The following is a 12,744-nucleotide window of genomic DNA, read 5'->3' as shown; positions in this document are numbered from 1 at the left end:
TTTGACAAGGTGGTTGAAATAGCAGACTATGTAAATGTAATGGAATATGATGTTCATGGTCCATGGGATAAAGTAACTGGGCATTTATCTGCTTTTGAATTGTCTGATAAAGATAATACTGGCATTTGCGGTTCATCAAGCATAAGAGGGATGATCGAAGCAGGTGCATCTCCTGATAAGCTTGTTTATGGATTTCCATTCTATGGTTATTATTGGACAAATGTAGAGAAAAATAATAACGGATTATATCAGAAAGTTAATGGGAAGAGTGGAGATATGCCATATGAAGAAATTCTAACTAAATATAATGAAGAAAATGGCTTTAAAAGATACTGGGATGAAAGGCTAAAGCTGCTTATCTTTGGAATGAAGAAAAGGGTATATTTGTAACATATGAAGATCCCGAAGCGATTGCTGAGGAAGTTGCATTTATAGCAAAGAATAATCTTGGTGGAGCTATGTTTTGGGAATATACCCATGATTTTAGTGGGACACTGTTGAATACTATAGTAGAATCACTCTGGACTGCAGGAGAGGAGTAGAACAAATTCAAAAGTTGAATCTATTATTAGTCAACAAGCACTTACTCTGGATGTCTGCTTAATCATTCAGAGTAAGTGCTATATTTTATGCTAAAATAATTGATAGAAAGAATTGACTGTTGTAAAAGTTATGAAAGGAAGGTATTTCTATGGAATTTAAAACCCTAAAAGAATCCGAACTTGAAAAATGGTTTTACCATTGTGCGAGCGTTTTTGGAGATAACCAAAATTTAGATTACTGGTTTGATTATTTCAAAAGACACTATTTCAATGATCCTTTCAAAGATATTAATAGCATTTTTGTTGCAACAGATGGCAGTGGCATAGCAAGTACAGTAAGATTATTTTATAGAAAAATCTACTTAAAAGGAGAGGAAATAACCGTAGGTGGTATAGGAGAGGTAAGCACAAAACCACAGTACAGAGGAATTGGACTTGCATCAACCCTACTTCGTATGGCAATAGATACAATGAGAGAGAAAAAGCTTTCTATTTCTATTCTTTTTGCATCACTTCATAATTTTTATGGCAAATTTGGCTATAAAGTATTGCCAAGAGAATTTTGTTTACTTGACAGAAATACCTTTCGTAAATATTATGAATCTAAAATTGCTCAGGCAGGAGAAGTAAAAGAAATAAAATTATCAGACAATGATATTGAAATTATGGATGAGATCTACAGGCTTTATTCAGCTAATTTTAATGGTCCTGTTATTAGAAATAAAGAATATTGGCATAGCTGGGTTAAGTTTGAGCCTAAAACAAGCTTAGGATATTTTATTGAGGGAAGACTTTGTGCTTATTTGTTTTATAGAAAAAATGGCAAAGAAGTAATTGTACTGGAATATGGCTGCTCTGACTTATCAAGCAAAGAAATACCTCTGAAGGAATTTATAAAATTTATCATGAACAACGAAGATGCACAGACCATCAAATATCCAAAAGCAATTGGCTTTGAGCTTACTGGATCTACTGAGCTTAAAGACAATAGTTTGATGGTAAATCTTATTACTCCTTTCAAGCTGGAGGGCTTACTTATCGATTCAACAGAAAAACTGATGGATATCCTGACAAAAGAGCCTCACAAATTTGTATTTTGGGGTACTGATAATTTTTAACAAGATGAAAACTTGTCTGCAGAAGGGAGATGCCATAAGATGTTCAAAATTGTCCCTAAGCCTAAAAAACTTGATTTCACAGGAAAATGGTTTGACTTTGATGGTTTTTTGAACTTTCCAGCATCAATTTCAAGGGAGTTTTCAATACCAAAAGGCTCATGGAAGATAGAGATTCTCGAAAGGCCTGGAACAGGCATTTCAATAGAGGACAAAAAAGTAAAGGTTTGGGGCAATGTTAACATTGCTTATGCAACATTGGTTCAGCTCTTAATTCAAAGAAAAGATGCACTGCCAGAAGTCACAATAGAAGAGGAATTTAAATTTTCCTTTAGGGGATATCATCTTGATATTGCAAGAGGCGGAGTGCCTAATCTCTCAACTTTCAAAAGTTTATTGAGATGGCTATTTTTGCTCAAGTACAACTACTTTGCAATATACTTTGAAGACCTTTTTCCATGGGAAAAACATCCTAAGATAGGTGCAGGTAGAGGAAGATTAACAAAAGAGGAGTTAAAAGAAATCATAGAGTACGGCAAAAATCTTGGAATAGAAGTATTTCCATCCTTAGAGTTAACAGGTCATATGGAGAATATTTTATCAATTCCAGAGTACTCCAAATACAGTGAATGGTATTTACCAAGAGAAGGATGCCTTGATTTGTCGAATGAAGAAGCAAAGAGATTTGCTTATGAGCTTTTAGAAGAAGTCTTAGAGTTTTTCCCATCTAAGTATGTACACATAGGCGGAGATGAGACATGGGCGCTTGGCAGAGGAAAAAGTTTGGAAAAGAATTGGGTATTTGAAGGACCAAAGCTATACGAAGAACATCATAAGAACATGATAGATATTGTAGAAAAATACAGGAAGATACCTATTATGTGGGCAGATATGCTAACAGGCATGTTTCTAAGGCCTGATGAAAAAGAGGTATGGGGAAAACTTTTGAGAAGCGACATATGGCAAAGGGCAATTTTAGCTAACTGGGATTATGCACCAATGCCTAAGGAACATTTTATAAACAGAATTGAAAGCTTTGGAGACAAATACCAATCAAATCAGATAGTATGTCCAGGTTTTTCTAATTGGAACAGGTTTTATCCTGACTTTGAAGCAGCAATTGAAAACATAAAAAATTTTATTGATGCAGCAAAGGCAAAAGGTATTCAAGGCTTTTTAGTAACGGCCTGGGGTGATGATGGTCAGGAGTGTTTGTTTAGCTTTTTATATCCACTTCTTGTTGCCACAATTGAGCTTGCTGAAGGTGATGGGGATTGGGAAAAAAGTTATATTATTCTTTCTGGTGAAAGCCAAGAACTTCTTAATGTACGAAAAGTCTTTGGCATATCGAAGATTGCAAATAATATAAAAGGTCTGTTGTATGGGAACAAAGAGGTTGTCCAAATGGGGACTTCTGAGAGACAAGGGTTAAAGAGATGTTTTGAAGAAGCTTTGCAAAAGGCTATGGGAGCAAATCTTCCTGAGGATTTAGCATTTATTCGGCAGGCTATAAGAGTAGCGATGAAAAGACTTGAAAATACTATAGCAGCAGCTGACTTAATTGAACTTGGCAATTATTACTGCAGGCTGTGGATATCTGAGAGGAAAAAAGAAGGGCTTGAGAGGATTATAGAAAGGTTTTGGGCAGCTGCTGGCAGAGTTGAATTAAAACTGTAAAAAAGTTAAGGCAATATTTTGAGGTGGCGTTAGAAATGAGGAAAAAGTTTTTAGTCAAAAAGATTTTTAACGGATACTCATTTATCAAGGACAATGTTTTAGTTGTAGAAGATGGAGTAATTCTGGGAACGCAAGAAGGCATTGACACATCAAGAGGTGAGATAATAGACAAAAGAGATTTTATTCTTTCACCTGGATTTGTCGACAAACACACACATGGTATTGGCGGTGTTGATTTTTTTGAGGTGACAGCAAATGATTTAAAAACCATCCAAAACTACTATTTTAAACATGGTGTTACAACCATTGTACCAACAATTGTATCAGCTCCGTTTGAAAACATATATAAGCTTGCAAAAGCTATCAAAGAGGCAAAGAAAGACCCAAATTTTAAGCTAAACATTCCTGGAATATTCTTAGAAGGACCGTTTATAAATCCTGCAAAGAAAGGTGCGCATGATGAGAGGTTTTTGCAAAGGCCGACAGTTGAGAAGTTAGAGGAATTAATTTCTAATTGTAAAGAAAAAATTCTTGATATTGCGCTTGCTCCAGAGCTGCTTGAAAATCCCGTTGAATTTTTTTCAAAGGCAGCAGAAAATGATATTAACATTTCGCTTGGGCACACAGAAAGCAGCTTTGAGCAGGCAGCACAAGCACACATGCTTGGTGCCAAAAATATTGTTCATCTTTTTAACGCAATGCCGCAGCTACATCACAGGCAGAATTCTATTACTACATATGCGCTTTTGAGCAGCATCAAAGTGGAGCTAATTTGCGATTTTATTCACCTGTCACCAGAGATTATAGAGCTTGTCTTTCGGCTAAAAGGGCCGGAGAATATTATATTGATTAGCGATTCTATTTCTGCAACAGACCTTCCTGATGGCGAGTATAGTTTGGGGGCCTTAGATGTGAAAGTTGAAAATGGAATTTGTAAATTAGCTGACGGTACCATCGCTGGCAGTACCTTGACAATTGATAAAGCAGTAAAGAACTTAATAAAAATTGGAATTAGATTAGAAAATGCACTGCGGACAGCAACTTACAATCCATCAAGGCTTCTTTCTCTTGAGAGCTGGGCGATAAAAGAAGGCTTTAGGGCAAATTTTGTGTTGATGGATGAGGATTTAAATGTAAAGGAGGTATATGTTGGGGGAGAGCTTGTGTATAAGGCTTGAGGATTTTTCAAAGCAAGCTCTCCCTATACTGCGTTGGTGTAAGCCCAGTATACTTTTTAAAAACTTGAGAAAAATACTTCTCATCAGAAAAACCAACTATATTTGCAACTTGGTATATCTTTAAATTTTGATTTTTCAAAAGTTCTTGGGCTTTTTGAATTCTAACTTTGTGCAGGTAATCAATGAAATTGATCTTCAATTCCCTTTTAAATAGAATGCTCAAATATGCGGGTGTTACATATACCTCTTTTGCGACACTTTCTAATGTGATATTCTTGTTATAGTTTTTTTCAATAAAGTTAATAGCTGCTTTGACAATTGCGTTTTTGTTTTCACTCTGCTCAATTCTATCCACTACTGCATTTAAAAAACTGAGTAGCGATGTTTTGAGCAAATCTTTTTTTTCAGTTTTCAAAATGCTTTCAAAAATCTTGCTATTTACTACGTCATTTAAATCAATGCATTTTTCATGGCAGACTTTAATTATACTGCCCAGTAATGCCAAAACGGCTGACTTTATAAACCATTTATTGAATGTATTGATGACATACAATGAATTTACAAAGTTTTCAACTTTATCTTTAATAGTATCTTTCTGGCACAGCAAGAGGCTATTTATTATTGCTTTTTCCTCATCGATTGGGTAAAGCAGGGTATTTTTGTTAAGGCAAATATCATCATAGTATAATATGTCAATATCATCTGCAAAAAATTTAAGCTCTAAGGCATTTAAAGCTTGGTCGTATAAATAGTTGATTTTTTCTATTTTGTCACACCATCTGCTAACTCCAAAATAAAGTTTCAGTCCGAGTTTTTCATTGGCACTTTTTTTGACTTTTGTAAGAATATCATCCATCATTTCTCTGTCAAATTCAAAATCAGAATTGATTAATATGACTATTTCGTTTCTTCCTCTAAAAACTTCTGCTCTAAAGTCTTCTAATCCTTCTTGAATTAAATTCACGCACGCAAGGGTGTATGCTTCTTGTTTTACAGGTGAAGAGGAGTAGGTATCGGATGCATTTTCAATATCAAATTTGGTAAGAACCACACAATATTTTCCAGATGAAAGTTTTATATTGTACCTTTCAAATAGTTTTTCTATTTCTTCTTTACTGCGGATACCGAATACAACTTCATTTAAGATTCTCTCTTTTAAAATTGGCAAAGTTTCATTGTAATATTCTATGAACCTATTTATTAGAGCTTCTTTTTCCCTTTCTTTTTCAAGGACATTTTTGGCCTTCAGCACTGCATCCAAGACTTCTTTCGGTTTGCAAGGTTTTAGCAAATAATTCAGGCTCCTTAGCTCAAGCGCTTTTTGAGCAAAGTAAAAATCATCATACCCGCTCAGGATTATACTTTCGAACATATACCCTTCTTTTTTAGCATTTTCAATTACTTGCAGTCCATCTAATCTGGGCATTTTGATATCTATCAAAACAATGTCAGGGCAAAGCTCTCTAATTTTTTCAAGTGCCTCTTCACCGTTTGTTGCACATCCAACAATCTCAATTCCATTGTTTTCCCAGTCAACAAGGGTTGAGATGCCTTCAATTACTTCTGGTTCATCATCTGCAATAAGTAACTTTGTCATCATTTTTCATCTCCCTTTTTGTTCTTAATATCTTAAGGTCAGTTTTCCACTGAAATATAATCTATAGGAAGTATCAATTTTACTTCTGTGCCTTGTCCCGGTTGGCTCTGTATATTCAATTTATAGTGGTTTTCATAGTAAAGTTTTAATCTCTCGTTGACATTTTTAATAGCGTATCCCACACTGCTTTCCTTTCCTGATTCTAAAACCTTTTTAATTTCATCGAGCTGCATTTTTGACATCCCAATTCCATTGTCTTTGATGGTAAAGCATAAATTTTCACCTTCCTTTTTGCCTGTTATTTGAATAAAAGTTGGAGTTGTTGAATTTTCCATGCCGCGAACAATAGCATTTTCGACAAACGGCTGCAGAATCAGTTTTGGTATGTAATGGTCTAATATATCTGGGTCAATTTCAATTGAATAGTGAAGCTTATTTTTATATCTTTTGCTCTGCAAAAAAAGATAATGTTCAATTAGTTCTTTCTCACCCTTTACCTGTATGAACTCACTTCCCCGATTCAAAGTAAGCCTAAAAAGCCTTGAAAGAGAATATATCATCTCGCTTACTTCACTATCATGGGATTTTTCAGCCTTCCAGAATATAGTATCCAAAGTATTATAAAGAAAATGAGGATTTATCTGAGCTTCAAGTGCTTTCAGCTCTGCTTCTTTTTTGTGAATCTCTAATTTTAATACCTTGTTTATGAGTTCATTTATTTTTTCCACCATGTTGTTGTATTCACAAACAAGTATTGCAATTTCATCACTTGCGTGTGGGTCGATATTTACCTGCTCACGAAAATCCCCCTGTCGTACCTTTTTCATAGAACTTACCAGCTTTTGGAGAGGTGCTGTGAGCATTGAAGAGAAATACATGGAGATTCCAAAAGCAAAGATTAAACAGAGTATAAGTATCCTAATAAATAGAAGTACAAACGAATTTTTAATAGCATTTATGGCATTTTCTAAAGAAACAATACTCACAAGCCGCCAGTTGGAGGTTGGGATGTAACTTGAGGTTATTAAGAGTTTTGATGAATTGGCGGTGATTATTTCATTTTCTCTACTTAAGATATTATCATTCAAAAGTTTTTGGGCAAATGTAGGTGTAAACTGTGGTGTTGTGCTTTGCAGAGAAATAATTCTATTGTTGCTGTCAGCTATAAAAAAGCAAGCTTCTTTTTCCTTTAAATCTTCTAAATAAATTTTTTCAATAGTTGGGATATTAATGCATATTATCAATATTCCTGCCGGTTCATATGTATTAAAATCCAACAAAAGCCTTGCCATAGCAATTTTAGGATAATTATTTTTTGCAATTAAAGTAAAAGGCAAGCTATTTAAGCTCAGCCACATAGGCGCGCCCTTGTTTTTAATAATTTGTTTAAAGAAATCTGTAGATTTTAGTTCATAAAAATCGGCAACTCCAGTGCTATTGTCATTTGAAAAGTAATATTTATCACCTTGAAAAGAATAAAGCATAATAAAGCTTATATAATCTTTGGAAGCAAGAAGGCTTGCCAGTGGTTCTAAAGAATATTTGGTAAAATCAGGTCGTGGATTTATAAAATTTTGAATTCTTTGATCTAAGAACAAAAAAGATGAAAGCTCATTTACATCTCTTTGAAGAAAATCAATGCTTGCAGCAATCCTTTTTGTGTCTCTTAAAAGCAGATTCCCAACCTCTTCTTTTAGCTGGTTTGTTGAAATGGTATATGAAAATAAAGCCAGCACCAAGGAGGTTACTACTATTATACTGTAAAAGAGAATGAGTATCTTGTATTTTATGCTGAGCCTTAAAAAGTGATTTTTGAGCTTTAAAAGCATTTTACCAAAACACCTTCTTTTGAAGCTCTCTTTTATTCTACAGGTCAAAGTATATTATACAACTTCATATATAAAATTCACAAGATATTCTTTTTTAGAAATGCATCTTGCTATCAATCTCATAATTTTAATAACAATTAATAACTTGCATGATCAAAATATCCATAAAAAATTCAAACCAAATTTAAAAATTGTCACCTTAAAATTGTGAAAGTATGCTGATATAATTTAACCAAGACAGAATCAATTCTAACATTTGATTTTGGGGCGCCCCAGAGAGGTTTTTAAAGTGAAATTAGGAAAAATGAAAAAAGGAGGAAGAAAATGATGTCAAAGAAAACCTTAAAAGTGGTTATCTCGGTTTTACTCGTAACATCAATAATTGTTAGCTTAGTTACCGGTATTCAAGGTACATCTGCAGCTTCTGCATCAACCAAAAAAACAGTAGAAATCAAATTCTTCTCCAATTTGCCAGATAGGACATCAAACCAGGGTAAGCTTGAACAAATGCTGATTGACAGTTACATGAAAGCAAATCCAAATGTCAAGATTAAGGTTGAGGCACTTCAGGATGAGCCTTACAAGCAGAAATTTAAAGTATATGTTGCAACAAATCAAATGCCAGACATCTTCATGGTATGGGGTCAGCCATCATTCTTCTTACCAGTCATGAAAGCAGGCTATGCAGCAGAGATAAAGCTTGACCAAATAAAAGGTTATGGGTTTAAGACGTCTTCTCTGAAAGATTTCATGTATAATGGAAAGCTTTATGCTCTTCCAAGAAATACAGACTTCATGGTACTTTACTACAACAAGGGCTTGTTCAACAAGTACAAAGTAAAAGTTCCAACAACATTTAATGAGCTTTTGAATGCCGCAAAAGTGTTCAGGAAAAATGGCATTGCTCCAATTGCAATAAACGGGAAAGATAAGTGGATACTGGCAATTCTGTATCAGGAGCTTGTTGTGAAAGAAGGCGGAGATCAGAAGCTTATCTATGATGCAATCTCCAAAAAGTCTGTTGCTAAGAACCAGGTTCTTTTGAAAGCAGCAAAAGACCTTGTAAATCTTGTGAATGTAGGCGGATTCCAAGATGCATTTGTTGCAGCAGACTACGGTGCGGCAAATAATCTATTTGCTCAGGAAAAGGCAGCAATGTATTATATGGGTTCATGGGAAGTAGGAATGGCTACAAATCCTAACTTCTCAGAATCATTCAAGAAGAATGTTGATGTAACATACTTCCCAACAATTACAGGTGGCAAGGGCAAAAAGACAGATATTTTAGCATGGCACGGTGGTGGCTATGCAGTTTCTGCAAGCTCAAAGGTTAAAAATGAGGCAATGAAACTTCTTCTTTACATGATGCATCCAACCAGATGGGCAAAGATTGGCTGGCAGCAAGGACTTGTTGTTCCAGGGCAAGCTTGGGATAAATTCATGACAGGAAAAGAGACAGTTCTTCAGAAAAAGCTTACACAAATATTTAGCAGCGCAACATCTGTAAGTGGTACAGTATGGCAGGACGCATTCACTCCAAACTTCAAGACAGAGGCAGAAACACTTTGCCAGATGCTTGTTGCAAAGGCTATTACCCCTGAAAAGTTCTTAGCAAAGATTGAAGAGCTTGCAAAGTTAGAGGTTAAGTAGTTCTAAAAATTAAATCACCTGCCCCCAAGATAGTAAAAAGAATGTCTTGGGAGCAGGAATTTTATTCACAAGGAGTGACAGGATTGCACAGGGTTTTGTCAGACAAAAGAACTATTTTGTTGCTGGTTTTGCCGGGACTATTGATATACACGTTTGCAATTCTTTTTCCAATTTTACTTAGCGTATATCTTGGAATGACAGACTGGTCGGGGATTGGTCGGCCAAATTTTATAGGTCTTGAAAACTTTAAAAAGATAATCTTTGCAGACACAACTTTTTGGAAGTCGCTCAGGAATGCTATACTTCTTGCTCTGGCATATGTATTTGTTCAGCACCCGATAGCCCTTGCGTTTGCCATATTCATTGATAAAGTTGGTGGCAGAGCAGAAAAAATTTTCAGAACAATATTCTTTATACCCTGCGTAATACCAGTTGTTGTAACATCGCGCATGTGGGTAAGTCTATATGACCCTCAATACGGGCTTATAAACAAGATACTTGACTTTTTGCGCTTGGGATTTTTGAAACAACAATGGCTGGGGGATACCAAAACAGCTTTAATATCAGTCATTATAATCTGTATGTGGCAGGGTTTTGGCTGGGCACTTCTGATTTACTACGCGGGACTAAAAGGCATACCAGAAGAACTTTACGAAGCGGCAAGGATTGATGGTGCAACAGGTGTGAAGCTTTATACTAAGATTACTGTGCCCCTGCTAAAACCTGTTATCAAGGTTAATTTTACAATAGCTATAATATATGCTTTAAAGCAGATGGAAACAGTTTATTTAACTACAAACGGTGGTCCCGGCGATGCAAGCCAGTTTTTGGCAAACTACTTGTATATCAGAGCGTTTAACTCATACCAGTATGGATACGCAAATGCAATTTCAGTGCTATTTGTTATAGCGTGTTTGGCTGTCAATATTCTTTTCCAAAAGATATTTAAACCAGAAAATTATGAGTTTTAACAAGACATGGGAGGTTTTGACGTGGCAAGAGAAAGTAGTTTCAACAAAAAAAGCAGGACTGTACTTATTGCTTTGCTGGGACTATTCTCAATTGGGCAGCTGTTTCCACTTGTTTGGCTGATTGACTTTTCGTTTTGTAAGAGTGGAGATGTGTATGGCGCAAATATTCTCAAAGTTCCCAATCCCCCACAATTTATAAATTATTATCTTGCATGGAGAGATGGAAAAATTCCGCAATATTTTATCAATAGTGTAATCGTAAATGTGGTATCAGTTTTACTTGTTGTTCTGTTTTCACTGATGATGGGGTATGCATTTGTAAGGATGGAGTGGAAGTGGAGCAACAAGGTATTAACATATGTTTTGCTGGGACTTATGATACCAATTCATGCAACACTTCTGCCAAACTTTGTTATTTTCAGACAGCTTAAGATGCTGGATTCATATTTTGCTCTAATAATTCCATACGTTGCATTTTCGCTGCCACAGGCAGTGTTCCTGATGACGGGGTTTATAGGAAGTATTCCACGAGCTTTAGAAGAGTCGGCAATCATAGATGGTTGCAGTATATTTAGAATACTGTTTCAGATTATTCTACCACTTTCAAAACCTGCTCTTGTAACTATAACCGTTACAACCTTTTTAAATACATGGAATGAATTTATTATGGCAGCAACGTACTTGACATCTGACAGGTTCAGAACCCTGCCATTTTCAGTCTACAACTTTGCAGGTCAATATGCATCTAACTATGCAGTTCAGTTTGCTGTAATGACAATAGTAGCTCTTCCATCATTGATTGTATATATTGCATTAAATGAACAGGTCACAAAGGGGGTTACCTTGGGTGCTGTGAAGGGGTAAAGGATTGAATTAAAAATTAACAATTATCAAGGGGGTTAGGAGTGGTATGCTCAAAAAGGTAGTGTCAATAATCACTGTGATTGCATTTGTGCTAAGTTTGTTTGTGAATGTATTTCCTCAAAATGTTTTAGCAGATGGAAACCAGCCCATTTATTTAGACCCTTCTAAACCTGTAGAAGAAAGAGTGGCCGACCTGTTAAGTAGGATGACACTGGATGAGAAAATAGGTCAGATGGTTCAAGCAGACATAAGTTATATTCAGCCAGAAGACATAAAGAATTACTATTTAGGCTCTGTTTTGAGCGGTGGTGGTGGATGGCCAAATCAAAACCCAGAGACCAACTCGATTTCTGACTGGAAGAGTATGATCACAAATTTGCAAAACCAAGCACTATCTACTCGTCTAAAAATTCCCATACTGTATGCAGTTGATGCTGTTCATGGACACAACAACGTAAAAGATGCTACCATCTTTCCGCACAATATAGGTTTAGGAGCAACAAGAGACCCAGATTTATTAAAACGCATCGGCCAAGCAGTTGCAAAAGAGGTCAAAGCAACTGGTGTTCACTGGACATTTGCTCCTTGTGTTGGTGTTCCTGAAGATGAAAGATGGGGAAGAACCTACGAGTGTTTTGGTGAAGATGTTAATTTAGTGGCTGAGCTTGCGACAGCATTTGTGAAAGGATTGCAAGGAGACCAAATTGATGACCTCAAAAATCCTGATAAAGTTATAGCAACTCTGAAACATTATATTGGAGAAGGTGCAACAGATAATGGCAAAAATAAGGGTGACGTGACAAGATATACCCAAGATGAAGTGTTACAGATGTTTTTGAAACCATATGAAGATGCAATCAGAGCTGGTGCAAGAGCAGTTATGCTTTCTTACAACAGTATACAAGGCGTCAAATGTCATGGAAACAAGACAATAATTGATAAACTAAAAATTGATTTAAACTTTGATGGGATTGTTATAACAGATTGGAATGGAATAGATGATTTGCCTGGTTCAACTTACAATGATAAGATTAAAATTGCTGTCAATGCTGGTGTTGACATGTTTATGGTTCCAGATAAATGGAAAACATTTATAACAGGATTAAAAACACTTGTGCAAAATGGAGAAGTAAGTATCGATAGAATAAACGATGCGGTATCAAGAATATTGAGGGTCAAATTTCAAAGTGGATTATTTGAACATCCATATCCTGACGAGAGCTTGGCACAGTCATTTGGTTCACCTGAACACAGGGAACTTGCAAGAGAAGCTGTGAGAAAATCATTGGTCTTGTTAAAGAATAAAAACAAAATAGTTAAG

The 12,744-nt window shown here is 35.6% G+C and carries 9 protein-coding genes and 1 pseudogene; 8 read left to right on the top strand and 2 right to left on the bottom strand.

What is annotated here, in order from left to right:
* The first annotated feature begins 39 nt into the window (after positions 1-39).
* From H964_RS07335 to nagA, 4 genes and pseudogenes are all read left to right on the top strand, one after another.
* A pseudogene (locus H964_RS07335) lies at positions 40-542 on the top strand (glycosyl hydrolase family 18 protein).
* A 149-nt stretch (positions 543-691) separates the two neighbouring features.
* The gene (locus H964_RS07330) at positions 692-1,660 is read left to right on the top strand and encodes a GNAT family N-acetyltransferase (RefSeq protein WP_039766214.1); all 969 of its coding nucleotides are present in this window, start codon (positions 692-694) and stop codon (positions 1,658-1,660) included.
* 39 nt (positions 1,661-1,699) lie between these two features.
* Positions 1,700-3,334: a beta-N-acetylhexosaminidase gene (locus tag H964_RS07325; protein WP_039766213.1), complete on the top strand. Its 1,635-nt coding sequence runs from the start codon at positions 1,700-1,702 to the stop codon at positions 3,332-3,334.
* A 35-nt stretch (positions 3,335-3,369) separates the two neighbouring features.
* A complete protein-coding gene (gene nagA, locus H964_RS07320) occupies positions 3,370-4,512 on the top strand; it encodes an N-acetylglucosamine-6-phosphate deacetylase (RefSeq protein WP_039766211.1) in 1,143 nt (380 codons plus the stop codon).
* A 7-nt stretch (positions 4,513-4,519) separates the two neighbouring features.
* Here the strand turns inward: nagA and H964_RS07315 are convergent, their stop codons facing one another.
* Together H964_RS07315 and H964_RS07310 are read right to left on the bottom strand one after the other, a co-directional pair.
* Entirely contained in the window at positions 4,520-6,109 is a 1,590-nt protein-coding gene (locus tag H964_RS07315; RefSeq protein WP_039766210.1) for a response regulator, read from the bottom strand.
* A 38-nt stretch (positions 6,110-6,147) separates the two neighbouring features.
* Positions 6,148-7,938, bottom strand: a complete 1,791-nt coding sequence (locus H964_RS07310; RefSeq protein ID WP_039766208.1) for a cache domain-containing sensor histidine kinase — start codon at positions 7,936-7,938, stop codon at positions 6,148-6,150.
* A gap of 327 nt (positions 7,939-8,265) precedes the next feature.
* Between H964_RS07310 and H964_RS07305 the strand changes: the two genes are divergently transcribed.
* From H964_RS07305 to H964_RS07290, 4 genes are all read left to right on the top strand, one after another.
* Positions 8,266-9,588, top strand: coding sequence for an ABC transporter substrate-binding protein (locus H964_RS07305; RefSeq protein ID WP_039766205.1), 1,323 nt, complete (start codon positions 8,266-8,268; stop codon positions 9,586-9,588).
* Between the two features lie 83 nt (positions 9,589-9,671).
* Positions 9,672-10,559 carry a carbohydrate ABC transporter permease gene (locus tag H964_RS07300; RefSeq protein ID WP_039766203.1) on the top strand — a complete coding sequence of 296 codons (888 nt, stop codon included), beginning with the start codon at positions 9,672-9,674 and terminating at the stop codon, positions 10,557-10,559.
* Between the two features lie 21 nt (positions 10,560-10,580).
* Positions 10,581-11,423: a carbohydrate ABC transporter permease gene (locus tag H964_RS07295; RefSeq protein WP_083931480.1), complete on the top strand. Its 843-nt coding sequence runs from the start codon at positions 10,581-10,583 to the stop codon at positions 11,421-11,423.
* A gap of 46 nt (positions 11,424-11,469) precedes the next feature.
* Positions 11,470-12,744, top strand: a 1,275-nt coding sequence (locus H964_RS07290; RefSeq protein ID WP_039766199.1) for a glycoside hydrolase family 3 protein, incomplete at its 3' end; no start/stop codon positions are given.

The organism is Caldicellulosiruptor sp. F32 (assembly GCF_000404025.1).
Lineage (GTDB): Bacteria > Bacillota > Thermoanaerobacteria > Caldicellulosiruptorales > Caldicellulosiruptoraceae > Caldicellulosiruptor > Caldicellulosiruptor saccharolyticus.
The sequence above is the reverse complement of the archived record's forward strand: the minus strand, read 5'-3'. Positions and strand labels throughout refer to the sequence as shown.